Annotated in this window: 26 protein-coding genes; 7 read left to right on the top strand and 19 right to left on the bottom strand. The window is 68.5% G+C overall.

What is annotated here, in order from left to right; translation table 11 throughout:
- Nucleotides 1–212: 212 nt before the first annotated feature.
- The 4 genes from H0X91_RS22910 (at nucleotide 213) to waaA (ending at nucleotide 5,082) form a co-directional block, all read left to right on the top strand.
- Nucleotides 213–1,607 (top strand): phosphomannomutase/phosphoglucomutase, encoded by a 1,395-nt coding sequence (locus H0X91_RS22910; protein ID WP_006496638.1) that lies wholly within the window; start codon nucleotides 213–215, stop codon nucleotides 1,605–1,607.
- Between the two features lie 172 nt (nucleotides 1,608–1,779).
- Nucleotides 1,780–2,775 (top strand): lipopolysaccharide heptosyltransferase I, encoded by a 996-nt coding sequence (waaC, locus tag H0X91_RS22905; protein WP_034200910.1) that lies wholly within the window; start codon nucleotides 1,780–1,782, stop codon nucleotides 2,773–2,775.
- A gap of 23 nt (nucleotides 2,776–2,798) precedes the next feature.
- Nucleotides 2,799–3,683, top strand: coding sequence for a Kdo hydroxylase family protein (locus H0X91_RS22900; RefSeq protein ID WP_006485119.1), 885 nt, complete (start codon nucleotides 2,799–2,801; stop codon nucleotides 3,681–3,683).
- Between the two features lie 37 nt (nucleotides 3,684–3,720).
- Nucleotides 3,721–5,082: a lipid IV(A) 3-deoxy-D-manno-octulosonic acid transferase gene (gene waaA, locus H0X91_RS22895; RefSeq protein ID WP_062884032.1), complete on the top strand. Its 1,362-nt coding sequence runs from the start codon at nucleotides 3,721–3,723 to the stop codon at nucleotides 5,080–5,082.
- A gap of 65 nt (nucleotides 5,083–5,147) precedes the next feature.
- On the opposite strand, the gene ureG is transcribed toward waaA, so the two are convergent.
- The 16 genes from ureG to hemN form a co-directional block, all read right to left on the bottom strand.
- Entirely contained in the window at nucleotides 5,148–5,795 is a 648-nt protein-coding gene (gene ureG, locus H0X91_RS22890) for an urease accessory protein UreG (protein WP_058901948.1), read from the bottom strand.
- Between the two features lie 16 nt (nucleotides 5,796–5,811).
- A complete protein-coding gene (locus H0X91_RS22885; RefSeq protein ID WP_012492899.1) occupies nucleotides 5,812–6,492 on the bottom strand; it encodes an urease accessory protein UreF in 681 nt (226 codons plus the stop codon).
- Nucleotides 6,479–7,087 carry an urease accessory protein UreE gene (gene ureE / locus H0X91_RS22880; protein ID WP_124674531.1) on the bottom strand — a complete coding sequence of 203 codons (609 nt, stop codon included), beginning with the start codon at nucleotides 7,085–7,087 and terminating at the stop codon, nucleotides 6,479–6,481. Before ureE ends, H0X91_RS22885 begins: the two co-directional genes overlap by 14 nt.
- An 18-nt stretch (nucleotides 7,088–7,105) precedes the next feature.
- The gene (gene ureC / locus H0X91_RS22875) at nucleotides 7,106–8,812 is read right to left on the bottom strand and encodes an urease subunit alpha (protein ID WP_006491061.1); all 1,707 of its coding nucleotides are present in this window, start codon (nucleotides 8,810–8,812) and stop codon (nucleotides 7,106–7,108) included.
- Nucleotides 8,813–8,841: 29 nt separating this feature from the next.
- Complete coding sequence (locus tag H0X91_RS22870) at nucleotides 8,842–9,147, bottom strand: urease subunit beta (RefSeq protein WP_006491066.1); 306 nt, start codon at nucleotides 9,145–9,147, stop codon at nucleotides 8,842–8,844.
- Between the two features lie 8 nt (nucleotides 9,148–9,155).
- Nucleotides 9,156–9,458 carry an urease subunit gamma gene (locus H0X91_RS22865; RefSeq protein WP_006491064.1) on the bottom strand — a complete coding sequence of 101 codons (303 nt, stop codon included), beginning with the start codon at nucleotides 9,456–9,458 and terminating at the stop codon, nucleotides 9,156–9,158.
- Between the two features lie 232 nt (nucleotides 9,459–9,690).
- Entirely contained in the window at nucleotides 9,691–10,566 is an 876-nt protein-coding gene (locus H0X91_RS22860) for an urease accessory protein UreD (RefSeq protein WP_124674529.1), read from the bottom strand.
- A 177-nt stretch (nucleotides 10,567–10,743) separates the two neighbouring features.
- The gene (urtE, locus tag H0X91_RS22855) at nucleotides 10,744–11,436 is read right to left on the bottom strand and encodes an urea ABC transporter ATP-binding subunit UrtE (protein ID WP_006488540.1); all 693 of its coding nucleotides are present in this window, start codon (nucleotides 11,434–11,436) and stop codon (nucleotides 10,744–10,746) included.
- A 4-nt stretch (nucleotides 11,437–11,440) separates the two neighbouring features.
- Nucleotides 11,441–12,295, bottom strand: coding sequence for an urea ABC transporter ATP-binding protein UrtD (gene urtD / locus H0X91_RS22850; protein ID WP_196433371.1), 855 nt, complete (start codon nucleotides 12,293–12,295; stop codon nucleotides 11,441–11,443).
- On the bottom strand, nucleotides 12,292–13,479 hold the full coding sequence (gene urtC, locus H0X91_RS22845; RefSeq protein ID WP_080322425.1) for an urea ABC transporter permease subunit UrtC: 1,188 nt from the start codon (nucleotides 13,477–13,479) through the stop codon (nucleotides 12,292–12,294). Before urtC ends, urtD begins: the two co-directional genes overlap by 4 nt.
- A 1-nt stretch (nucleotide 13,480) precedes the next feature.
- Nucleotides 13,481–15,100, bottom strand: a complete 1,620-nt coding sequence (gene urtB / locus H0X91_RS22840) for an urea ABC transporter permease subunit UrtB (RefSeq protein ID WP_006496631.1) — start codon at nucleotides 15,098–15,100, stop codon at nucleotides 13,481–13,483.
- 144 nt (nucleotides 15,101–15,244) lie between these two features.
- A complete protein-coding gene (gene urtA / locus H0X91_RS22835) occupies nucleotides 15,245–16,552 on the bottom strand; it encodes an urea ABC transporter substrate-binding protein (protein WP_006496630.1) in 1,308 nt (435 codons plus the stop codon).
- A gap of 353 nt (nucleotides 16,553–16,905) precedes the next feature.
- Nucleotides 16,906–17,229, bottom strand: coding sequence for a rhodanese-like domain-containing protein (locus tag H0X91_RS22830; protein WP_006488544.1), 324 nt, complete (start codon nucleotides 17,227–17,229; stop codon nucleotides 16,906–16,908).
- Nucleotides 17,230–17,243: 14 nt separating this feature from the next.
- Entirely contained in the window at nucleotides 17,244–17,900 is a 657-nt protein-coding gene (locus H0X91_RS22825; RefSeq protein ID WP_006488564.1) for a protein-L-isoaspartate O-methyltransferase family protein, read from the bottom strand.
- Nucleotides 17,901–18,004: 104 nt separating this feature from the next.
- Nucleotides 18,005–18,262 carry a hypothetical protein gene (locus H0X91_RS22820; RefSeq protein WP_006488573.1) on the bottom strand — a complete coding sequence of 86 codons (258 nt, stop codon included), beginning with the start codon at nucleotides 18,260–18,262 and terminating at the stop codon, nucleotides 18,005–18,007.
- A gap of 97 nt (nucleotides 18,263–18,359) precedes the next feature.
- Nucleotides 18,360–19,751 (bottom strand): oxygen-independent coproporphyrinogen III oxidase, encoded by a 1,392-nt coding sequence (hemN, locus tag H0X91_RS22815; RefSeq protein ID WP_196433370.1) that lies wholly within the window; start codon nucleotides 19,749–19,751, stop codon nucleotides 18,360–18,362.
- A 173-nt stretch (nucleotides 19,752–19,924) separates the two neighbouring features.
- Here hemN and H0X91_RS22810 point away from each other — a divergent pair, with 173 nt between their 5' ends.
- The 3 genes from H0X91_RS22810 to H0X91_RS22800 all read left to right on the top strand — a co-directional run bounded on the left by H0X91_RS22810 (nucleotide 19,925) and on the right by H0X91_RS22800 (nucleotide 21,730).
- The gene (locus H0X91_RS22810) at nucleotides 19,925–20,242 is read left to right on the top strand and encodes a YkgJ family cysteine cluster protein (RefSeq protein WP_196433369.1); all 318 of its coding nucleotides are present in this window, start codon (nucleotides 19,925–19,927) and stop codon (nucleotides 20,240–20,242) included.
- Nucleotides 20,239–20,820, top strand: a complete 582-nt coding sequence (locus tag H0X91_RS22805; protein WP_006496624.1) for a DUF1439 domain-containing protein — start codon at nucleotides 20,239–20,241, stop codon at nucleotides 20,818–20,820. Before H0X91_RS22810 ends, H0X91_RS22805 begins: the two co-directional genes overlap by 4 nt.
- Nucleotides 20,821–20,899: 79 nt before the next feature.
- Nucleotides 20,900–21,730: an undecaprenyl-diphosphate phosphatase gene (locus H0X91_RS22800; RefSeq protein ID WP_006488560.1), complete on the top strand. Its 831-nt coding sequence runs from the start codon at nucleotides 20,900–20,902 to the stop codon at nucleotides 21,728–21,730.
- Nucleotides 21,731–21,823: 93 nt separating this feature from the next.
- Here H0X91_RS22800 and trmB read toward each other — a convergent pair whose 3' ends face one another.
- The 3 genes from trmB to H0X91_RS22785 form a co-directional block, all read right to left on the bottom strand.
- A complete protein-coding gene (trmB, locus tag H0X91_RS22795; protein WP_006496623.1) occupies nucleotides 21,824–22,600 on the bottom strand; it encodes a tRNA (guanosine(46)-N7)-methyltransferase TrmB in 777 nt (258 codons plus the stop codon).
- Nucleotides 22,601–22,943: 343 nt separating this feature from the next.
- Nucleotides 22,944–23,471, bottom strand: a complete 528-nt coding sequence (uraD, locus tag H0X91_RS22790) for a 2-oxo-4-hydroxy-4-carboxy-5-ureidoimidazoline decarboxylase (protein WP_006488536.1) — start codon at nucleotides 23,469–23,471, stop codon at nucleotides 22,944–22,946.
- A 149-nt stretch (nucleotides 23,472–23,620) separates the two neighbouring features.
- Nucleotides 23,621–24,559: a LysR substrate-binding domain-containing protein gene (locus H0X91_RS22785; RefSeq protein ID WP_060213986.1), complete on the bottom strand. Its 939-nt coding sequence runs from the start codon at nucleotides 24,557–24,559 to the stop codon at nucleotides 23,621–23,623.
- Between the last annotated feature and the right edge of the window lie 5 nt (nucleotides 24,560–24,564).

Here is a 24,564-nt window from a genome sequence, read left to right as displayed (position 1 = left end):
GGATCGGCCGTCTTCGCGAGAATTTCCAGCAGGCGCGCGCCCGTGTACAGGCCGTCGTCGAAGCCGTACCAGCGATCCTTGAAGAACACGTGGCCGCTCCAGCCGTTGCGCCCCGTGTTCCGCCGGCAGGCATGTATCATGCGCGGCACCCGCGAGCGGCGGCCACGCAAGCCAGACAATTTTTCATGCACGCAACCGAGAGAAGAGAATCGATGATCTCCCAATCCATCTTCAAGGCATATGACATTCGTGGCGTGGTCGGCAAGACCCTCGACGTCGACACGGCGCGCGGGATCGGCCGGGCATTCGGCAGCGAAGTGCGTGCGCAGGGCGGCGATGCGGTCGTCGTCGCGCGCGACGGCCGCCTGTCCGGGCCGGAACTGGTCGGCGCGCTGGCCGACGGCCTGCGTGCGGCCGGGGTCGACGTCGTCGACGTCGGCATGGTGCCGACGCCGGTCGGTTATTTTGCGGCGAACGTGCCGCTCGCGCTGAAGGGCGGCGAGCGCCGCGTCGATTCGTGCATCGTCGTCACGGGCAGCCACAACCCGCCCGACTACAACGGCTTCAAGATGGTGCTGCGCGGCGCCGCAATCTACGGCGAGCAGATCCAGGCGCTGTACCGCCGCATCGTCGACGAGCGGTTCGAGACGGGCAGCGGCACGTATGAAGCAATCGACGTCGCGGATCAGTACATCGCGCGCATCGTCGGCGACGTGAAGCTCGCGCGGCCGCTGAAGCTCGTCGTCGACGCCGGCAACGGCGTCGCGGGCCCGCTCGCGACGCGCCTGTTCAAGGCGCTCGGCTGCGAACTCGTCGAGCGCTTCACCGACATCGACGGCACATTCCCGAACCACCACCCCGATCCTGCCCACCCGGAAAACCTGCAGGACGTGATCCAGGCGCTGAAGGACACCGATGCGGAGCTCGGCTTCGCGTTCGACGGCGACGGCGACCGTCTCGGCGTCGTCACGAAGGACGGCCAGATCATCTATCCGGACCGCCAGCTGATGCTGTTCGCGGAAGAAGTGCTGTCGCGCAACCCCGGCGCCCAGATCATCTACGACGTGAAGTGCACGCGCCACCTCGCGCAGTGGGTGAAGTCGAAGGGCGGCGAGCCGCTGATGTGGAAGACCGGCCATTCGCTCGTGAAGGCGAAGCTGCGTGAGACGGGTGCACCGCTGGCCGGCGAAATGAGCGGCCACGTGTTCTTCAAGGATCGCTGGTACGGCTTCGACGACGGCCTGTACACGGGCGCGCGCCTGCTGGAAATTCTCGCGAAGACGGCCGATCCGAGCGCGCTGCTCAACAGCCTGCCGGACGCGATGAGCACGCCGGAACTGCAGCTCTGGCTCGACGAAGGCGAGAATTTCCGCCTGATCGAGCAGTTGCAGAAGGAAGCGAAGTTCGACGGCGCCGACGAAGTCGTGACGATCGACGGCCTGCGTGTCGAGTACCCGGACGGCTTCGGCCTCGCGCGTTCGTCGAACACGACGCCGGTCGTCGTGATGCGCTTCGAAGCCGAGACGCAGGAAGGGCTCAAGCGCATCCAGGAGGACTTCCGCCGCGTGCTGACGGCCGCGAAGCCGGACGTCAAGCTGCCGTTCTGAGCGCCGGCGGTCGGCGGGCCGCCCGTACGACGGCCGGCTCATCGGCCGGGTTTATCTTGAAAAGCGGCGCGCGCCCCGGGCGCGTGGCCGCTTTTTGTCTGTCCGGCCCTCCGGGCGGGATAAAATCCCCCCTTTATGTCTGTCGCCGGCTGCCAGCCGGCGTTTTTTCAGCGTGCAAAAGATCCTGATCGTGCGTGTGTCGTCGCTGGGCGACGTCGTGCACAACATGCCGGTGATCGCCGATATCCGGCGCCGCCACCCCGATGCGCAGATCGACTGGCTCGTCGAGGAAAGCTTCGTCGACCTCGTACGGCTCGTCGACGGCGTGCGCAACGTGCTGCCGTTCTCGCTGCGCCGCTGGCGCAAGAAGCCGTTCTCGGGGGCCACGTGGCGCGAGATCCGCGCGTTCCGCCGGCGCCTCGCGGCCGAGCAGTACGACCTCGTGATCGACTGCCAGGGCCTCATCAAGACCGCGTGGGTCGCGAGCTGGGCCCGCGGCCCGCTCGTCGGGCTCGGCAACCGCACCGACGGCGCCGGCTACGAATGGCCGGTGCGCTTCTTCTACCGCAAGCGCGTGCCGATCGCGCCGCGCACGCACGTCGTCGAGCGCTCGCGCCAGTTGGTCGCGGCCGCGCTGGACGACCCGGCGCCGACCCCGGCCGACCCCGTCGCGTTCGGCCTCGACACGCGGGCGGCAGCGCTCGCGGTGGCCGCGCTCGGCCTGAACTTGCCGGTGCCGTACGTCGTGTTCGTCCACGCGACGTCGCGCGCCGACAAGCAGTGGCCGGACGCCGCGTGGATCGAGCTCGGCCAGGCGCTGGTGCGGCGCGGCGCGTCGCTCGTGCTGCCGTGGGGCAACGACGCGGAACGCGCGACCAGCGAGCGGCTCGCGAAGGAATTCGGCGCGGCGGCGATCGTGCCGCCGAAGCTGTCGCTGCCGGCCGTGGTCGGGCTGATCGACGGCGCGGCCGCGACGGTCGGGGTTGATACAGGTCTGGTTCACATCGCGGCCGCGCTGAAGCGCCCGACGGTCGAACTGTACAATTTCGCGACGGCCTGGCGGACCGGCGGCTACTGGTCGCCGAACGTCGTCAATCTCGGCACGGCGGGGCAGCCCCCGTCGATCGCGCAGGTGAAGTCGGCGCTCGCGGGCTTCGGCCTCCTGTAACGCTGTCCACACGCGAACCGATCATGAGCGAATCCCAGATCATCGAAGTCCCGTCCGCCGACTGGAGCGGACACAACCTGTCGGCGCCGCGCGAGCAGTTGCTGGCCGCGGTCGAGGAAGGCAAGGTGCTGTATTTCCCGCACCTGCGCTTCGCGATCGAAGGCGGCGAGGAAGCGCTGCTCGATCCGGCGCTCGCCGATCCGAAACGCAAGAACATCAGCCTCGCGCCGAACGGCGGCGCGCTCGCCGGCGTGCTCGGCGACAGCGTCACGCAGTCGGCCGTGCGCGCGCTCGTCGCGCGCTTCCAGCAGCAGGCCGGCACGCTCGTCGACGGCCTCTTTCCCGAATACCGCGGAAAGCTGCGCGTCGCGCCGACGAGCCTGCGGCTGATGCAGGTCGAAACGCGCCAGACGTCGTGGCGCAAGGACGACAGCCGGCTGCACGTCGACGCGTTCCCGTCGCGGCCGAACTACGGCGAGCGCATCCTGCGCGTGTTCACGAACGTGAACCCGGCCGGCGCACCGCGCGTGTGGCGTGTCGGCGAGCCGTTCGAGGACGTCGCGAAGCGCTTCCTGCCGAAGATCCGGCCGCAGTTCCCGGGCTCGGCGTGGCTGCTGAACCTGCTGCACGTGACGAAATCGCCGCGCAGCGCATACGACCACCTGATGCTGAACCTGCACGACGGGATGAAGGCCGATCTCGACTACCAGAAGACGTGTCCGCAGCAAACGATGCCGTTTCCGCCGGGCAGCGTGTGGATATGTTTCTCCGATCAGACTTCGCACGCTGTGATGTCGGGCCAGTTCATGCTCGAGCAGACCTTCTTCCTGCCGGTCGACGCGATGGTTCGCCGCGAATGCGCGCCGCTCGGCATTCTCGAACGCCTGACGGGCAGGGCGCTGGTTTGAGCGCGCGCCTGCTTCGACGCAATACCCGGGCGGCCGCATGCTGAGGGCGATCTATCGCGCGCTGTGGTGGCTCGTCGCGCCGGCCGCGGTCATCCGGCTCTACGTGCGCTCGCGCAAGGAGCGCGGTTATCGCGAGCATATCGCCGAGCGCTTCGGTCACGTCGCGGGCCGCTCGCGCGACGACCGCGCGCCGCTGATCTGGGTGCATGCGGTGTCGGTCGGCGAGACGCGCGCCGCGCAGCCGCTGATCGATGCGCTGATGCGCGCGCGCCCCGATGCGCGCATCCTGCTCACGCACATGACGCCGAGCGGCCGCGCGACGGGCGAACAGATCTTCGGCGATCGCGTGCTGCGCTGCTACCTGCCGTACGACATGCCGGGCGCGGTGCGGCGCTTCCTGCGTGCATGGCGGCCGACGCTCGGCCTCGTGATGGAAACCGAGGTGTGGCCGACGCTGATCGACGAGTGTCGCCGCGCGGACGTGCCGCTGGTGTTGACCAATGCGCGGATGTCCGCGCGTTCGTTCCGGCGCGCGGCGAAGTTCGGCGCGGCGACGCGCGACGTGTTCGGCGGCTTCTCGCGCGTGCTCGCGCAGAGCCCGGCCGATGCGGAGCGGCTGACGTCGCTCGGCGCCCGCAACGTGACCGTGCTCGGCAACCTGAAGTTCGACATGACGACGCCGCCGGAACTCGCGGCACGCGGCCATGCGTGGCGCGACGCGATCGGCGCGCGGCCGGTGTGGGTCGCCGCCAGCACGCGCGAGAACGAAGAGGCGCTGGTGTTGCAGGCGTTCGCGGAAATGCGCACGCCCGGCGCGTTGCTGGTGCTCGTGCCGCGTCATCCGCAGCGCTTCGCCGAGGTCGAGGCGCTCGTCGCGCGCGGCGGGCTCAAGTGCGTGCGGCGCTCGGTGTGGGCGGCCGATGCGGCCGCGCTCGCAGCGGGCCGGCCGGCGGCCGACCCGCTGCCGGACGACGTGACGGTGCTGCTCGGCGATTCGATGGGCGAGCTCGGTGCGTACTACGCGGCGGCCGACATCGCGTTCATCGGCGGCAGCCTGCTGCCGCTCGGCGGGCAGAACCTGATCGAAGCGTGCGCGGTCGGCGTGCCGGTGCTGATCGGGCCGCACGTGTTCAACTTCACGCAGGCGACCGCCGATGCGGTCGCGGCCGGTGCGGCGATGCAGGTCGAGGATCCGCTCGATCTCGCACACGTGCTCGACGCGCTGTTCGCCGACAACGCGCGGCGCATCGCGATGGGCGCGGCCGGCGCGGCCTTCGCATCGCGTCACCGCGGCGCGACCGCCCGCACGGTCGACGTGCTCGCCGCGCTGTTGCCGCCTGCCGCAACCGGCGCGCGTGCGCTGCCGGACGTGCAGGACGCTCCGGACGACGACGCATAGACGGCGCGGGCGGCGCGATGCCGCCCGGACTCGCGTGGCGGCGTCGCAGGGCGCCGCCGCGCCGCTCACACCGTCAGCAAACCCTTCTTCTCGATGAACGCGATCACGTCCGCGACGCCGTCGAGCGCCTTCAGGTTCGTCATCACGTAAGGCCGCTCGCCGCGCATCTTCCGCGTGTCGGACGCCATCACGTCGAGGTTCGCGCCGACCAGCGGCGCGAGGTCGGTCTTGTTGATCACGAGCAGGTCGGACTTCGTGATGCCGGGGCCGCCCTTGCGTGGAATCTTCTCGCCGCCGGCGACGTCGATCACGTAGATCGTCAAGTCCGACAGCTCGGGGCTGAAGGTCGCCGCGAGATTGTCGCCGCCGGACTCGATGAACACGATGTCGGCATCGGGAAAGCGCGCGAGCATCCGGTCGACAGCTTCGAGGTTGATCGATGCATCTTCCCGGATCGCCGTGTGCGGGCAGCCGCCCGTCTCGACGCCCATGATGCGTTCCTCGGGCAGTGCGCCCGCGACCGTCAGCAGTCGCTGGTCTTCTTTCGTATAGATGTCGTTCGTGATCGCGACGAGGTCGTAGCGGTCGCGCATCGCCTTGCACAGCATTTCGAGCAGCGTGGTCTTGCCGGAGCCGACGGGGCCGCCGATGCCGACGCGTAGCGGCGGCAGTTTCTTCGTGCGGCGGGCGGGGGAGGGAGCGGGTGCGTTCATGGTCGGGCGAAGAGGTTCAGGAGCGGAACAACCGCGAATACTGGGTTTCGTGCCGCGCGGACAGGATGCCGAGCTGCGGCGCGAACGTGTTGACGGCGTCGGGCGGTGTCGCGAGCGCGCGGCGCACGGCCGCGTCGATCGCGCCGCGCAGCGCGACGATGATGCGTTGCCCGGCGAGCTGGCCGAGCGGCACGGCCTTCAGCGCGGCGGACGTCTGGTTCTCGACCCAGCCGAACGCGTACGCGGCGAGCGTCGCGTCGGCGCTGGCATCGTGTGCGGCGGCCGCGTACGCGAATGCGGTCGGCAGCGCGATCGGCGACAGCGACGCGAGCGTCGCGCGGCGTGCGGCGTCGCCCCATTCGAGCGACGCGCACAGCTGCGCGAGCGACCAGCCCATCTGTTCGGTTTCGCGGCGCAGTTCGGCCGATTCCCGGCTCGCGACGAACCACGCATTCTCGGCGGCGAGCGCGTGTGTGTCGTCGGTCTGCCAGCGGGCGAGCTGGTGTGCGAGGAACGGCAGTTCGCCGTGCGCGAGCACGTCGGTCAGGCCGCTGGCAATCCAGTCGCGCGCGGAATCGGCATCGCGGATCAGGTTCGCGTCGAGCGCGGCTTCGAGGCCCTGCGAATAGCTGTATGCGCCGATCGGCAGCGCCGGCGACGCGAGGTGCAGCAGCGCGACGAGTTCAGTGGTGGTCATGACCGTGGTGGCCGTGCGTGCAGCCGGGACCATGCTGATGATCGTGATCGTGATCGTGATCGTGCGAATGCGCATGCCCGTGATGTTCGCCGAACACCTGCTGCGCGAGCGCGTAATCCTCGGCGAACGTCGCGTCGTGCCCGTGCTTGTGGCCGCCGCCGTACGCACCGGCTTCCGGCTGGAACGGCGCGCGTGCCTCTTCGACCCGCGTGCCGAGCCGGCGCAGCATGTCCGCGAGCACCGGGTCGGCTTCGAGCTTCAGGTAGCCGTCGCCGATCTCGACCGGCGTGTGACGGTTGCCGAGATGGTACGCGGCGCGCATCAGCGTGAGCGGGTCGGTCGCGCGCACGAGCAGCACGGTTTCGGGCGCCGCGGCGATGCGCACGAGCGCGCCGTCGTCGGCGACGAGCACGTCGCCGTCGCGCAGCACGGTGCCGCGCGGCAGCAGGACCGCGACGTCCTCGCCGGTATCGAGCGTCGCCGCGAGGCGGCTCTTGCAGCGGGCGTCATAGGCGAGCGTGAGCGTCGGCGCGCGCGCGACGAGCGACGCGGCGAGTTTCACGTTCGGGGCAATACGTTTGTCGAGGGTGCGCATGAAACCGAGGATCTCGAATCAGAACAGGAAATAGCGCTGCGCCATCGGCAGCACCGTCGCCGGCTCGCAGGTGAGCAACTGGCCGTCGGCGATCACGTCGTAGGTTTCCGGATCGACGCTGATCGACGGACGCCAGGCGTTGTGAATCATGTCGGCCTTCGTCACGTTGCGGCAGTTGCGCACCGGCACGATCCGCTTCGCGAGGCCATAGCGTTCCGCGATGCCCGCATCGGCCGCCATCTGCGACACGAAGGTCAGCGACGTGCGCGCGAGCGCCCCGCCGCGCGTCGCGAACATCTCGCGATAGTGAACCGGCTGCGGCGTCGGGATCGACGCGTTCGGGTCGCCCATCTGCGCGAGCGCGATCATGCCGCCCTTGAGGATCATCGACGGCTTGATCCCGAAGAACGCAGGCTCCCACAGCACGAGGTCGGCCCACTTGCCGGGCTCGATCGAGCCGACTTCATGCGCGATGCCGTGCGTGAGCGCCGGGTTGATCGTGTACTTCGCGACGTAGCGCTTCGCGCGGAAGTTGTCGTTGCGCGCGGTGTCCTCCGGCAGCGCGCCGCGCTGCACCTTCATCTTGTGCGCGGTCTGCCAGGTGCGGATGATCACTTCGCCGACGCGGCCCATCGCCTGCGAATCGGACGACAGCATCGACAGCGCGCCGAGATCGTGCAGGATGTCCTCGGCCGCGATCGTCTCGCGACGAATGCGCGATTCGGCGAACGCGAGATCCTCGGCGATCGACGGATCGAGGTGATGGCACACCATCAGCATGTCGAGATGCTCGTCGAGCGTGTTGATCGTGTACGGGCGCGTCGGATTGGTCGACGACGGCAGTACGTTCATCTCGCCGCACACCTTCAGGATGTCGGGCGCATGGCCGCCGCCCGCACCTTCGGTGTGGTACGTGTGGATCGTGCGGCCCTTGAACGCGGCGACCGTCGATTCGACGAACCCGGCCTCGTTCAGCGTGTCGGTGTGGATCGCGACCTGCGTGTCGGTGTCGTCGGCCACCGACAGGCAGTTGTCGATCGCGGCGGGCGTCGTGCCCCAGTCCTCGTGCAGTTTCAAACCGATCGCGCCGGCCGCGATCTGCTCGACGAGCGGCTGCGGCAGGCTCGCGTTGCCCTTGCCCAGAAAGCCGAGATTGATCGGCCAGCCGTCGGCGGCCTGCAGCATCCGCTCCATGTGCCACGGGCCTGGCGTGCAGGTCGTCGCGTTGGTGCCGGTGGCCGGCCCCGTGCCGCCGCCGAGCATCGTCGTGACGCCCGACGCGAGCGCCTCGTCGATCTGCTGCGGGCTGATGAAGTGAATGTGCGTGTCGATGCCGCCCGCGGTCACGATCAGCCCTTCGCCGGCGATGACTTCGGTCGCGGCGCCGATCGCGATCGTCACGCCCGGCTGGATGTCGGGGTTGCCGGCCTTGCCGATCGCGGCGATGCGGCCGTGCTTGATCGCGATGTCGGCCTTCACGATGCCCCAGTGATCGAGGATCACCGCGTTCGTGATGACGGTGTCGGGCACGTCGGCGGCCACGCGCTGCGACTGGCCCATCCCGTCGCGGATCACTTTTCCGCCGCCGAATTTCACTTCCTCGCCGTACGTGGTGAAGTCGCGTTCGATCTCGATCAGCAGTTCGGTATCGGCGAGCCGGACGCGGTCGCCCGTCGTCGGCCCGAACATTTCCGCGTACGCGCGGCGGCTCAAGCGTAGTGTCATGTTGCTGTTCCTGAAGAGCGGGGCGCGGCTTACAGCGGCCCCATCACCTTGCCCTGAAAACCGTAGACGGCGCGCTCGCCCGCGAGCGCGACGAGCTCGACGGTGCGCGTCTGGCCGGGCTCGAAGCGCACGGCCGTGCCGGCCGCGATGTTGAGCCGGAAGCCGCGCGCGGCCGCGCGGTCGAACGACAACGCGTCGTTGACTTCGAAGAAGTGATAGTGCGAGCCGACCTGCACCGGGCGATCGCCGGTGTTCGCGACGACGAGCGAGCGCGTCGCACGGCCCGCATTCAGTTCGTGTTCGCCGTCGTCGGTGAGGATTTCGCCGGGGATCATGCGGGGCCTCACGGAATCGGGTGGTGGACGGTCACGAGCTTCGTGCCGTCGGGGAAGGTCGCTTCGACCTGGATGTCGGGAATCATTTCCGGCACGCCGTCCATCACGTCGTCGCGCGTGAGCAGCGTCGTGCCGTAGTGCATCACCTCGGCCACCGTCCTGCCGTCGCGCGCGGCTTCCATCAGCGCCGCGGTGATGAAGGCGACCGCCTCCGGATAGTTGAGCTTCAGGCCGCGCGCACGGCGGCGTTCGGCGAGCAGCGCCGCCGTGAAGATCAGCAGCTTGTCCTTTTCGCGGGGAGTCAGTTTCATGAAGGCAGACGTTCAGGAAAACGTAATTTTTATCGGTGCGCACGCAACGGGCGGGCGCGCGGTTCATCGTAGCACCGCGCTGTTTTGCGTGCGTCGTGTATCGCTTATGTAAGGAGCAAGGTGCGTGCCATGTGCATCGCACGCGGTGCGATGCGCGTTCGTGGTGCGCGATGCATGGAGAGGGTGCGGCGCGTGTCGCGGGCTGCGCCGAAACGGTGCGTGATGCGCGCGTTCAGGTTTGCCAGAGACGCAGCGGCCGCGCGTCGACGCCGTGCACGATCGGTCGCAACTGCAGCCAGCAGTCGGTGAAGTGGCGCTGCAGCGCTTCCATCGACGTCGCGAGCGCACGCACGAGCACGACGCCGGGCGTCACGCAGGTGGCGCCCGCGCGCAGCGTGTCGTCGAACGGCATGCGCGCGGCGAGCGCTTCGGCGAGCGCCGCGTCGCACGCGGCGCCGGCGGCCCACAGCGTGCCGTAGACGGGAAAACCGGCGAGGCCCTGCAGCGCGCCGCGCAGCGGGTCGCGCGCGTCGAGCAGCGCGCGCTCGGTCCACAGCGGCCGGCCGTCGGCATCGACGAGCGCCGAGGTCGACGCGATGCGTCCTGCCGACCAGGTTTCGCCGGCCGCCTGCCGGCCGAGCTGCGTCGCGTCCCAGCCGATCGCGCTCGCGCCTGCGCCGAGCGTCACCGTGAAGTCGAGCGCCGCGTGCGCCGCGTCGAAGAACAGGTTGTTCTGCGGCAGCCAGTCGAGCTTCGCATGCGCGCCGACCGCGATGCCGATACGCTGTGTCGCGTCGAGGCCGTTCGACTTGTACCACTTGGTCGCGCCCGGCGTCGTCAGCACCGCGTGCGTGCCGTCGCCGAGCGCGATGTCGATGTCGAGCCGGTCGCCGCCCGCGACGCCGCCCGGCGGATGCACGATCACCGCGTGGCAGATTGCGTCGCCTTCCGGGTACAGCGGCCGCTGCACGCGCAGCGGGCCGTCGTGCAGCCGGTGCGCGAGCGTCGTGCGCGCACCGTGCCGCTCGAAGCCGAGTTCGAGGCGGCCGCGCCACGACTTGGCGACGGCGGGGCGGGACAGCGAGGCGTGCGAATCGGGGGCGGACATCGGCGGCGAACGGGAAACGAGGAAGCGGGTGCGAAGAACGTGGATGCTACCGGAACAATAATGCAGATGCCGCGTTCGTAGGAAGCGCCGCGTGCGTGCGTCCCGCGAGCCGACCGTACGTGTCCCTCGCCGTGCCTACCGCGGTGCCTACCGCCGTGCCTACCGCGGTGCCGCCCATCACACCGCGATCAGCTCCCGCACCCCGTTCGTCTCCATGTCCTGTGCTTCCCCGCCCGCGACGATCTCGCCACGACTCATCACCCAGTACCGGTCGGCGATCGATTGCGCGAAATCGTAATACTGTTCGACGAGCAGCACGGTCATCCGCGATTCGTCGACGAGCTGGCGCAGCGTGCGGCCGATGTCCTGGATGATCGACGGCTGGATGCCTTCGGTCGGCTCGTCGAGGATCAGCAACTGCGGCTCGCTCATCAGCGCGCGGCCGATCGCGAGCTGCTGCTGCTGGCCGCCCGACAGGTCGCCGCCGCGCCGTGCGCGCATGTCCTTGAGCACCGGGAACAGGTCGTAGATGCGATCGGGCACTTTCGACGGCGCCTTGCGGCTCGCCGCGCCGACGAGCAGGTTTTCCTCGACGGTGAGCCGCGGAAAGATGTCGCGGCCCTGCGGCACGTACGCGAGCCCCGCCGCGACGCGCGCATACGGCGGCAGTGCGCCGAGCGCGGTGCCGCGCCACGACACGCTGCCGCTTTTCGCGGCGACGACGCCCATCAGGCAGCGCAGCAGCGTGCTCTTGCCGACGCCGTTGCGGCCGAGCAGCACGGTGAGCTTGCCGTCGTCGGCGACGAGGTTCACGTTGCGCAGGATATGGCTGCCGCCGTAGTACTGGTTCAGCGCTTCGATTTTCAGCATCGCATCATCGTCCGAGGTAAGACTCGATCACCGCGTCGTCGCGCTTGACCTGGTCGAGCGTGCCGTGCGCGAGCACCGCGCCTTCGGCCATCACCGTCACGCGTCCCGTGTCGCCCGCGAGCGCCGCGACGAATTCCATGTCGTGCTCGACGACCATCATCGAGCAGGTGCCGCGCAGCGTGTTCAGCAGCTCGGCGAGTTCCATCGTCTCGTGGTCGGTCATCCCGGCCGCCGGCTCGTCGAGCAGCAGCAGCGCGGGGCGCTGCATCAGCAGCATGCCGATTTCGAGCCGCTGCTTCTGGCCGTGCGACAGTTCGCCGGCCGCGCGATACGCATGGCTTTCGAGGCCGATCAGTGCGAGCGTCTCCTCGATCTTCGCCTGCGCGGTGCGGTCGAGCCGCGCGCGCAGCGACGCGAGCCAGCCCTTGTCGGTCTGCATCGCGAGTTCGAGGTTTTCCCATACCGGATGCTGTTCGAACACGGTCGGCTTCTGGAACTTGCGGCCGATGCCCGCCCGCGCGATCTCGGGTTCGTTCATCCGCGCGAGGTCGATCGTCTGGCCCAGAAACACCTTGCCCGCATCGGGCCGCGTCTTGCCGGTGATGACGTCCATCATCGTCGTCTTGCCCGCGCCGTTCGGGCCGATCACGCAGCGCAGCTCGCCCGCGTCGATCGCGAGCGACAGCTTCTTCAGCGCGCGAAACCCGTCGAAGCTCACCTCGATGTCCTCGAGATAGAGAATCGTGCCGTGCGACGAATCGATGCCGGGCGGCACGACGCGCCCCATCGACGCGCTGCCGCTGACGGTCAGCTCGTCCTCGGGGGGCGGCGTGAACTGGTAGAGCGCCGTTCCATTCATGCGCGTTTCCCCTTCGCGAGCACGGTTTCGACGAGGCCCATGATCCCGCGCGGCAGCAAGAGCGGCACGAGCACGAAGATCAGACCGAGGAAGAACAGCCAGTATTCGGCGAAGTACGCGGTGAAGACGCTCTTCGCGCCGTTTACCGCGAACGCGCCGACGATCGGCCCGATCAGCGTGCCGCGTCCGCCCACCGCGACCCAGATCGCCATTTCGATCGAGTTGCCGGGCGACATCTCGCCGGGATTGATGATGCCGACCTGCGGCACGTACAGCGCGCCGGCGATGCCGCACAGCACGGCCGACACGGTCCACACGAACAGCTTGTACGCGAGCGGGCTGTAGCCGAGGAACATCAGCCGCGTCTCGCCGTCGCGCACCGCGGTCACCACGCGCCCGAGCTTGCTCGTGACGATCGCGCGCGCGGCGACGAACGCGAGCACGAGGGTCGCGAACGTCAGCAGCAACAGCACCGTGCGCGTGCCCGGCGACGTGATCGCGAAGCCGGCGATGCGCTTGAAGTCGGTGAAGCCGTTGTTGCCGCCGAAGCCCGTCTCGTTGCGATAGAACAGCAGCATCGCGGCGAACGTCAGCGCCTGCGTGATGATCGACAGGTACACGCCCTTCACGCGCGAGCGGAACGTGAAGAAGCCGAACACCCACGCGAGCACGGCCGGCACCAGCACGACCAGCGCGAGCGCCCACGCGAGATGCTGCGTACCGCTCCAGTACCACGGCAACTGGTGCCAGTCGAGGAACACCATGAAGTCGGGGAGGTCGCTGCCGTACTTGCCGTCGCGGCCGATCTCGCGCATCAGGTACATGCCGATCGCATAGCCGCCGAGCGCGAAGAACAGGCCGTGGCCGAGGCTCAGGATGCCGCAGTAGCCCCACACGAGGTCGAGCGCGAGCGCGGCGATCGCGTAGCACATCAGCTTGCCCGCGAGCGTCATCGCGTACGCGGACAGGTGGAACGCGCTGGCTTCGGGCGCGACGAGTGCGGCGAGCGGCACGCCGATGCCGATCGCCACGCACAGCGCGACGAGCGCGAGCCATGCGCGGCGCGACAGCAGCGCGGGGCGGGGCGGCAGGCCGAGCGCGAAGCCGTCCGCCGCGCGTCCGGCGGCAGCGGGCTTCGACGTGTCGGCGACCGGGTTCGATATCGAATCGGTGAATGAAGTCACGTCAAGCCTCCGCGCTGCGGCCCTTCGGGGCGAACATGCCCTGCGGGCGTTTCTGGATGAACAGCACGATCATCACGAGCACCGCGATCTTCGCGAGCACGGCACCCCAGAACGGTTCGATCGCCTTGCTCGCGAGGCCGAGTCCGAAGCCGCCGAGCACGGTGCCGGCGATCTGCCCGACACCGCCGAGCACGACGGCCATGAACGAGTCGATGATGTAGTTCTGGCCGAGATCGGGGCCCACGTTGCCGATCTGCGACAGCGCGCAGCCGCCGAGGCCGGCGATGCCCGCCCCGAACGCGAACGCATACGCGTCGACCCGCGCGGTCTTCACGCCGACGCAGGCTGCCATCCGGCGGTTCTGCGTGACCGCGCGCACGAACAGGCCGAGCCGCGTCTTCGTCAGCACGGCCCACGCGACGACCACCACCGCGAGCGCGAACGCGAGGATCGCGAGCCGGTTGTACGGCAGGATCAGGTTCTGCATCACCGTCACGCCGCCACTCATCCACGACGGGTTCACGACCTGCACGTTCTGCGCGCCGAACAGCATGCGCGTCGCCTGGATCAGGATCAGGCTCACGCCGAAGGTCGCGAGCAGCGTTTCGAGCGGGCGGCCGTACAGGTGCCGCAGCACGAGCCGTTCGAGCACGATGCCGACGAGCGCGGCCACCGCGAACGACACCGGCACGGCGACGAGCGGATACCAGTCGAATGCGCCGGGCGCGTAGCGCTGGACCAGCGTCTGCACGACATAGGTTGCGTACGCACCGATCATCAGGAATTCGCCATGCGCCATGTTGATCACGCCGATCAGCCCGTACGTGATCGCGAGGCCGAGCGCAGCGAGCAGCAGCACGCTGCCGAGCGACAGGCCGGCGAACACCGTGCCGACGATTTCGCCGCGGCGCTGCAGCGCGTGCAACGTATCGAGCCCGTGTTGCGCGGCGTCGCGCACGCGCGCGTCAGGTTCCGCGTAGCTGCCGTCCGCGTTTTTCGCGACGAGCGGGCGCAGTTGTTCGATCATGTCGAGGTCGCTGCGCGCGGCCACCACCTGCACGGCTTCGAGACGCTTCGCCGGATCGGGATCGTGCAGCGCGGCGATCGCCCACAGCGCGTCGAGGCGGCGTTTCAGCGCCGGATCGGTTTCCTTTGCGCGGGCGCGGTCGATCATCGGCTTGAGCGCCGGGTCGGGCGACTTCAGCAGCGCGTCGATCGCGTCGCGGCGCGCGGCCACGTCGGGCGACGCGAGCGCGAGGCCCGACAGCGCGCCGGCGATCTTCGTGCGCAGCAGGTTGTTCAGCATCACCGGCTGCGCGTCGCCGGCCGGCGTCGCGGCCTGCGTGAGCGCGTCGTGCGCGGTGTCGCCGGACTGGATCAGCAGGCGGCCGTCGCCGGTCGCGAGCGCATCGCCGCTCGACAGCGCATTGAGCACCGCAACGGCGCGCGGATCGGTGTCGGCGGCGAGCCGTTCGATCGCGGCCGTCTTCGCGTCGAAGTCGTCGCCGGCGAGCGCGGCGGTATCGGCCGCCGTCAGCGCGAACGCGGCGTGCGGCAGCAGGCCCGCGAGGGCGGCGCATGCCGCGATCGCGCGGGCGGCTCGGCGAAAGCGTGTTGGCATCGGGAAATCCTGTCGGGCGTGGGGAAGCGGAGTGGGGCGGCGCTGCGCCGTTGCCGACGGTCCGTCACGGCAAGCGTGGCCGGCGCATCGGCAGCGGGCGGGCGAGCGGCACGTCGCACACGAAGCGCGACGCGCCGCTCGACGTCAGGCCAGCGCGGCGCGCTGCCGGCGCAGGAACGCCGGAATCGAGCTGACGACGTCCGGCTTGCCCTGGTTGCCCGCGATGAACGGGCTCCACGGTTGCGCGCGCACGGCCGTCTTCGTCTTCCACACGACGTTGAACTGCCCGTCGCCACGGATCTCGCCGATCATCACCGGCTTGTGCAGGTGATGGTTGCCGTCCATCGCGAGCGTGAAGCCCGACGGCGCGGCGACCGTCTGGCCGATCATCGCGACGCGCACCTTGTCGACGTCGGTGCTCTTCGCCTTCTCGACGGCCTGCTTCCACATATGGATGCCGACGTAGGTCGCTTCCATCGGATCGTTGGTCACGCGCTTCGCGCCGCCCGGCAGGTTGTTCGCCTTCACCCATGCGGCGAACTGGTCCTTGAATTTCGTGTTGGTCGGGTTCTTCACCGACATGAAGTAGTTCCACGCGGCGAGGTGGCCGACCAGCGGCTTCGTATCGATCCCGCGCAGCTCTTCCTCGCCGACCGAGAACGCGACCACCGGCACGTCGGTCGCCTTGATCCCCTGGTTGCCCAGCTCCTTGTAGAACGGCACGTTCGAGTCGCCGTTGATCGTCGAGACCACGGTCGTCTTGCCGCCCTGCGCGAAGGTCTTGATGTTCGCGACGATGGTCTGGTAATCGCTGTGGCCGAACGGCGTGTAGACCTCCTGAATGTCGGCGTCCTTCACGCCCTTCGATTTCAGGAACGCGCGCAGGATCTTGTTGGTCGTGCGCGGATACACGTAGTCGGTGCCGAGCAGGAAGAAGCGCTTCGCGCCGCCGCCTTCCGCGCTCATCAGGTACTCGACGGCGGGAATCGCCTGCTGGTTCGGCGCGGCGCCCGTGTAGAACACGTTGCGCGACATTTCCTCGCCTTCATACTGCACCGGGTAGTAGAGCAGCCCGTTCAGCTCCTCGAACACCGGCAGCACCGACTTGCGCGACACCGACGTCCAGCAGCCGAACACGCACGCGACCTTGTCCTGCGTGAGCAGCTGGCGCGCCTTTTCGGCGAACAGCGGCCAGTTCGACGCCGGGTCGACCACCACCGGTTCGAGCTTGCGGCCCATCACGCCGCCGCTCTTGTTGATGTCGGCGATCGTCATCAGCGCGGTGTCCTTCAGCGACGTCTCCGAGATCGCCATCGTGCCCGACAGCGAATGCAGGATGCCGACCTTGATCGGGCCGGTGCCCGCATCGGCCGCGTGCGCGAACGGGCTCTTGCCCGCCAGCGCGAGCGCGCCGGCCATCGAACCGAACTTCAACAGACTGCGACGTTTCATCGGGATCCCCTTGTCGTGTTGGATGTGCGTGCGCCGTGGCGGCGCCGGCCATCGTGTAACGCAAGGCATGTGCCAGTCGCGCGGATGCACGTCCGGCGTGCCTGCGCGGGGCATCGGCGGGCATCGGGGCGGTGCGGATGACGCGTCGTGCAGCATGCGCGGTCCGTTGCGGTGCAGACGCGCGGGCGCAAATGGTGCACGTCGGTGCCGCGGCGCCGCGACGCGGGAAACGACGGAACGGCGCGCGGAAAAGAGAAACGGGCGCGCAATGCGCGCCCGTTCGGCGGATCGGTGCGGCCGGCGGCGGGGGCCGGGCGGTGCGGCGGCGCGTGATGCGCGGCCGGAAGGATCGGTCAGTAGCGCGGCACGGACGGATCGACGTCGCGCGACCACGCGTCGATCCCGCCTTGCAGGTTGTACAGCTTGGTGAAGCCGCGCGATTCGAGGAACATCGCGACTTGCGCGCTGCGCATCCCGTGATGGCACACGCAGACGATTTCCGCTTCGTCGTCGAGCTCTTCGCTGCGCGCGGGAATCTGCTGCATCGGAATCGACACGCTGCCGGCGATCTGCGCGGTCGCGATTTCCCACGGCTCGCGCACGTCGAGCACGACCGGCGCGGGGCGCGCCGTGTCGCCGAGCCATTCCGCGAGCATCGCGGGCGTCAGGATCTGCATGGAGGCTCCGCCGCTCAGAACTTGAAGCGCGACGGCTCGATCGCGTTGACGAGGTGGTCGATGTACGTTTCAAACACGTCGGCCACGCGGTACTGCTTGTCGTCGATGCGCGTGATGATCTGCGCCTTCATCACCGGACGGCCGCCGACGAACGCCGACAGGCGGCCGCCGACCTTGAGCTGTTCGAGCATTTCCTGCGGCACGACCGGCAGGCCGCCCGCGACGCAGATCACGTCGTACGGCGCCTTCGCGGCCCAGCCGCGCGAACCGTCGCCGAGCACGACTTCGGCGTTGGTCACGCCGTCGTTGCGCAGGTTGTCTTCCGCGAATTTCGCGATCGCCGGATCGATCTCGACGGCCGTCACGTGCTGCGCGCGATGCGCGAACAGCGCGGCGAGGTAACCCGAGCCCGCGCCGATCACCAGCACGTTCTCGTGCTTCTTGACGCCCAGCTCCTGCAGCACGCGCGCTTCGACGCGCGGGAACAGCATCTTGCTGGCGCCGCCGGGCAGCGGCAGTTCGAGATCGGCGAATGCGAGATCGCGGTATTGGGCCGGAACGTAGTTTTCACGCTTGACGATCGACAGCAGGCCCAGGACATCCAGATCCAGCACGTCCCACGGACGGATCTGCTGTTCGATCATGTTGAAACGCGCGTTTTCGATATTCATGGTGTGGTCACGCAGCCAGGTCGGCCATCAGCGGGGATAGAGAAACTTCGTGATTGTACCAAAGGGCACGGCCGCGAAGCCTTCAGGCGGCCTGCAACAGACCTTTACCCCTTGCTCTTCTTGATCTGCGCCTCGAACGCGAGGTCGAGCTTGCTCGCCTTGCGCGGTTTTTTGGGGCCGAATTCGTCGACGAACTTGACGAATTCGTCGAGCGGCAGCGGCTCGCAGCGCTTCTCGGCGGTGCCGCCCGAGCGGTCGACGAGATAGAACAGGCCGCCCGCCATCGCGACGGCCGCGAATTGCGGGTTGCCGGAGCGGGTCTTCAGGCGTTCGACCGCGTGGGTCGCTTTGGTGGTGCGCATCTTGGGGGGCTGGCGAAGCGGATGTAAGCCTCACACTGTATCAAACCGGCCGCCTGCTTGCGGCCGGCGGCCCGCCCGTGGCCGGCGCGAACCGGCCCTAAACCGTGCGCGAGTAGCGCTGCCGCGGCGTCTGGCCGAGGTACGCATCGAACGCCATCACGATGTTGCGTACGACCATCCGGCCGGCCGGGTGGATCGTCAGGCGGTCGCGCGCGATCGTCAGCAGCCCGTCGCGCTCGAACGGGCGCAGCGCGTCGAGCTCGCGTGCGAAATGATCGGCGAAGCGGATGCCGTGCGCGGCCTCCACATGCGAGAACGGCAGTTCCAGGTTGCACATCAGTTGCGTGATCACGTCGCGGCGCAGCCGGTCGTCCGGCGTGAGCCGCACGCCGCGCGCGATCGGCAGCCGGCCCGCGTCGAGCGCGGCGCCGTACGCGGGCAGGTCCTTCGCGTTCTGCGCGTAGACGTCGCCGACCTTGCCGATCGACGACACGCCGAAGCCGATCAGGTCGGTATCCGCACGCGTGCTGTAGCCCTGGAAATTGCGCTGCAGCGTGCCGTTGCGCTGCGCGCGCACCAGCTCGTCGGACGGCCGCGCGAAGTGGTCCATCCCGATGTACACGTAGCCGGCCGACGTCAGCATGTCGATCGCGAGGCCGAGCAGCGCGATGCGCGTTTCGGGCGGCGGCAGCGTCGTGTCGTCGATCTGCCGCTGCATCTTGAACAGGTGCGGCATGTGCGCGTAGCCGAACACCGACAGCCGATCGGGCGCGAGTTCGATGATCGTCTCGAGCGTGCGCGCGAACACCGCGACCGTCTGGTGCGGCAGCCCGTAGATCAGGTCGACGCTGACCGAATGAAAGCCCGTCGCGCGCGCGGCGCCGAGCAGGTCGGCGGTCATCGCGAGCGGCTGGATGCGGTTGATCGCCTGCTGCACGACCGGGTCGAAATCCTGCACGCCGAGGCTCAACCGGTTGAAGCCAATCGTGCGCAGGTGCACGAGCGTGGCCGGCGTGACCGTGCGCGGGTCGATTTCGATCGAGAACTCGGCGTCGGTATCCGGCGCGAGCGAGAAATGCTCGCGCGTGGCCGCCATCAGCTCGGCCGTTTCGTCGTCGGACAGGAAGGTCGGCGTGCCGCCGCCCCAGTGCAGTTGCGTGACGGGGCGGGACGGATCGAACAGCGCGGCCTGCAGCGCCATTTCGCGCTTGAGCTGGTCGAGATACGGGCGCGCGCGGCGGCGGTTGTTGGTCGCGATCTTGTTGCAGCCGCAGTAGAAGCACGCGGTGTTGCAGAACGGGATGTGGAAGTACAGCGACAGGTCGCTCGACGATGCGCCGGGGTCGCGCGCCGCGCGACCGTAGTCGGCCGGGTCGAAATCGTCGCGGAACTGCAGCGCGGTGGGGTACGACGTATAGCGCGGCCCGTTCGCGCCGTATTTCGCGACTAAATCGGGACGGAACATCGTGTCGGCAGAACCAGAACGCATGGCGGTCTCGCGCTTTTTGGGATGCTTCCGAGTATATGAACGCGCGATCGGGCTGCATTGTGTAATAACGTCGCAGCGGGCGATGGCACAATGCGGGGTGGGGCTGCCGGACGCCGCGTCCGGTTGCCGCACCGTTTTTCGTTGTTCGTCGAGAGAGCCGAGTGTCCGTCGAAATGCCTGTCCGCCTGGCGCCCGCCGAAGTCCCGCCGCCGCATGCGTGCCGCGAGGGCTGCGGCGCGTGCTGCATCGCGCCGTCGATTTCCAGCCCGATTCCGGGCATGCCCGACGGCAAGCCGGCCGGCGTGCGCTGCGTGCAGCTCGGCGACGACCTGCGCTGCATGATCTTCGGCCGGCCCGAGCGCCCCGCGTGCTGTTCCGGGCTGCAGCCGTCCGCCGACATGTGCGGCGCGTCGCGCGACGACTCGCTCGCGTGGCTCACACGCCTCGAGGCCGCGACGCGGCCGGCGCATCCAGGAGAGGGTTCAGCATGACCGTTGCTCGCGCGCCCGGCCGGCGCCGTTTTCTCGCTGCCGCCATCGGCGCCGTCGGCGTGTGCGTATCGCTTGCCGCGTGCGCGTCGACGTTCCCGTTCATTCCCGATCACTACACGTTCTCGCGCGGCGACGTGCAGAAGGCCGTCGCGCGCAAGTTTCCTTACCAGAAGACGGTCGCGCAGGTGGTCGACGTGTCGCTCGCGAACCCGGCCGTCAACCTGCTGCCCGACCAGAACCGCGTCGCCGTGCAGCTCGACGCCCATTTCGCGAGCCCGTTCCTGCGCGGGCCCGTCAGCGGCAAGTTCACCGTGTCGGGCCAGCTCGCGTACGACGCGCCGAGCCGCTCGGTCGTGCTGAAGGCGCCGGCCGTCGACAGCCTCGTGCTCGACGGCGATGCGCAGATGTACGCGCAGCAGGTCGGCGCGGCCGCCGGCCTGCTGGCGACGCAGTTGCTGACCAACTATCCGATCTACACGTTCAAGCCCGAACAGCTCCAATTTGCCGGGGTGAACTACGAACCCGGTACAATTACGATTCTTACAAACGGCATACGCGTGGCGATCGTCGAAAAGTGACGACGGCGCGCGCACGGCCGGGCGGGCCGCGCGCGCAAGAGTGGCCTTTTCTTTCGACCATTTCGGAGTTGGGCCACGGATGGACTGGATCCTGATCTGCAAGGCATTGATCCTCGGCGTCGTCGAGGGGCTGACGGAATTCCTGCCGGTGTCGAGCACCGGTCATCTGATCGTCGCGGGCAGCTTCCTGAATTTCAACGATTCGCACGCGAAGACGTTCGACGTCGTGATCCAGTTCGGCGCGATCCTCGCGGTCTGCTGGGAATACCGGCAGCGGATCGTGTCCGTCGTGTCCGGGCTGCCGAGCCGGCCCGATGCGCAGCGCTTCACGCTGAACGTCGTGATCGCGACGATTCCCGCGATCGCGCTCGGTCTCCTGTTCGAGAAGAAGATCAAGGCCGTGCTGTTCTCGCCGGTGCCCGTCGCGTTCGCGCTCGTCGTGGGCGGCGCGATCATCCTGTGGGCCGAGGCGCGGCAGCGCGAACGCAGCGAGCCGCCGCGCGTGCTGTCGGTCGATGCGCTGACGCCGCTCGACGCGTTCAAGGTCGGGATCGCGCAGTGCTTCGCGCTGGTGCCCGGCATGTCGCGCTCGGGCTCGACGATCATCGGCGGGATGCTGTTCGGGCTCGACCGCCGCGTGGCCACCGAATTCTCGTTCTTTCTCGCGATCCCGATCATCTTCGGCGCGACGCTGTACGAAACCGTCAAGGACTGGCAGGCGTTCACCGTCGATTCGCTCGGGCTGTTCGCGCTCGGGCTCGTCGCGGCGTTCGTCAGTGCGTTCGTGTGCGTGCGCTGGCTGCTGCGCTACGTCGCGACGCACGACTTCACGGTATTTGCGTGGTACCGGATCGCGTTCGGGCTGTTCGTGTTGCTGGTGGGTTACAGCGGGTGGTTGAACTGGGCGTGATGCCGAGCATGGGCCGATGCGCGGGCCCATGAAAAAGCCCGACCGGCGAGAGATGCCGGTCGGGCTTTTTCATTTTGCGTGGGGCGAAGCCGCTCAGCTTGCGCGCTTGCGGAACACCAGGTCCCACACGCCGTGGCCGAGCCGCAGCCCGCGCCGTTCGAATTTCGTCACCGGACGGTAGTCGGGGCGCGGTGCGTAATCGGCGGCGGTGTTTTCGAGCGTCGGTTCCGCGCCGAGTACTTCAAGCATCTGCTCCGCGTAGTTCTGCCAGTCGGTCGCGCAGTGCAGGTACGCGCCGGGTTTCAGGCGCGATGCGAGATGCGCGACGAGCGGCGGCTGGATCAGCCGGCGCTTGTGGTGACGCGCCTTGTGCCACGGATCGGGGAAGAAGATGTGCACGCCGTCGAGGCTTGCCGGCGCGATCATGTGCTCGAGCACCTCGACCGCGTCGTGCTGGATGATGCGGATGTTCGACAGATCCTGCTCGCCGATCAGCTTCAGCAGCGCGCCGACGCCCGGCTCGTGCACCTCGACGCCGAGGAAGTCGTCGCCCGGGCGGTGCGCGGCGATTTCCGCGGTCGACGCGCCCATCCCGAAACCGATCTCGAGGATACGCGGTGCGCTGCGGCCGAAGATCGCGTCCCAGTCGGGCAGCTCCGGCGCATACGGGACCACGAAGCGCGGGCCGAATTCGTCGAGCGCACGGCGCTGGCCGGTCGACACGCGGCCGGCGCGCGTCACGAAGCTGCGGATACGGCGGCGGTGCAGCGGGTTGACTTCGTCGGCGCCTTCGGCGGCTTGGTCGGCTTCGTCGGGAATGGCGTCGTCGTGCGGCGGCAGGCCGGCTTCGTTCGGATCGTCGTGCATCATCGGTACAGAGAAAGGCTCGGTTCGGGCGAGGGCATCGGGCGCGCGGGAAGCGCCGGCGCGGTACAAAAAAGCCGCCTTCGACGAGGCGGCTGGCGCGCGGTTGCGGAACGTGGCGACGGGAGTGGCGATACGCCGTCAAGCCGTTGATCCTTAAGGATTTCCCGTTCAGCCAACCGGAAAGAGCCGGATTATGGACTGGTTTGATCGGGCTGGCAAGGTTGTGCGGGTCGCCGCCGGCGCGCCGCTCGCCCGGCCGGGCGCGCTCCGGGCCGGGGTCAAATGGCCCGAGGGCCGACGCGCATGCCGCTTCGGCCCTCGTTTCCGCGACCGGGCACGGCGTGCGTCACGCGACGCGCTGATCGAGCCGGCGGCGCGTGATCGCCTTGATCTGGTTCAGCGCGTAGTCGAGTTCGAAGGCGGTGTCGCGCGCCACCCGGCTTTCCAGTTCGAAGAAGATGCCGGCCTTCGTGTAGTGGCGCACGCAGATGATGAACGGGAAACCGTGTTGCTCGCGATACGCGCGGTTCATCCGCTGCAGGCGGATTTCCTCGTCGTCGGTCAGCGCGTCGAGACCGGCGCTCGTCTGTTCGCTGACCGATGCGTGCGTCAGCCCGCCGCCGCGTACCGCCTGTGCCGACAGCTCCGGATGGCGATCGAAGAACGCCTTTCTCGCGTCGATGCTGCGCGCGCGGATGCTGGCCATCATCGCGTCGTGCAGCGCGTCGACCGACGCGAACGGGCGCGCGGCCCATGCGGCTTCGGCGACGTCCGGCGAGTGCTCGAAGATGTCGCCGAGGGCTTGAACGAACTGGTCCTTCGTCATCGCGTTGAGCGCGGCGAGGTGGGTGGTGTCGAGTGGAGTCGAGGACATCGTCTGCAGGAACCTTCGAGCGGGAATGGAGGTTCCGAGTATAGGAATCGCGCCGGTCCGACCAGAAGTGGGCAAGACCTATTGGCCGTATACCAGTCGACGCATCGACCCCGCATGCCGGCCGTTGCAGGCCTGCCGCGTGGTGCGCGTCACGCGGTGCCGGCGATCGACGTCAGCCGCTCGCCGCTGTCCGACAGCAGCCCGCGCAGCCACGCGTGCGCGTTCGAGCGATGCTTGTTCGGATGCCACAGCACGTAGAAGCGCATCAGCGGAAAGTTGAACGGCGCGGAGCGGATCAGCAGCGGCAGGCGGCGCGCGTAGTAGGCCGCGAAATGCCGCGCGGTGGTCAGGATCAGGTCGGACTCGCTGACGAGGTACGGCGCGAGACTGAAGTACGGGCACGACATCTGCCGGCCGCGGCTCAGGCGCAACGTCGCGAGCGAACTTTCCACGACGCCGCGCTGCGAGCTCGAATAGGGCAGCGGCACCAGGTGCGACGCGTCGATATAGCTTTCGGCGGTCAGCCTGCCGGGCTTCGCGAGCGGATTGTCCTTCGACATCAGGCAGACGATTTCGTCCTCCAGCAGCACGTTCATGTGCAGATGCTCGGGCGGCGTCGGCCAGTTGCCGATCACCACGTCGACCTGTCCTTCCGCGAGGGCTTTCTCGTAGTCGTAGTCGGTCCCCATCGGCAGCGTCACGAGCTTCGCGTTCGGCGCGTGCTGGCGGAACCGCCGCGCCAGGTCCGCGAAGAACGGCGGTGCGAGGTAGTCGGGCATCGCGATCGTGAACGTGCGGTCGGTGCGCTGCGGATCGAAGGCGTCGTCGGCGCTGAACATCTTGTCGAGCGCGTTGAGCGCGACCCGCGCGTCCTGCGCGAGCTGCAGCGCGCGCTCGGTGGGCACCATCTCGTTCTTTTCGCGCGTGAGCAGCGGATCGTCGAACAGCTTGCGCAAGCGTTTCAGCGCGCTGCTGAGCGCGGGTTGCGACTGATTCATCCGGATCGCCGTGCGCGACACGCTGCGTTCCTCGACCAGCGTGCAGAGCACGCGAAGCAGGTAGGTGTCGAGCGGGTCGTCGTGGCGCATGGTGA

The sequence above is a fragment of the Burkholderia sp. 9777_1386 genome (genome assembly GCF_015712265.1).
In the GTDB taxonomy this organism is placed as follows: Bacteria; Pseudomonadota; Gammaproteobacteria; order Burkholderiales; family Burkholderiaceae; genus Burkholderia; species Burkholderia cenocepacia.
The sequence above is the reverse complement of the archived record's forward strand: the minus strand, read 5'-3'. Positions and strand labels throughout refer to the sequence as shown.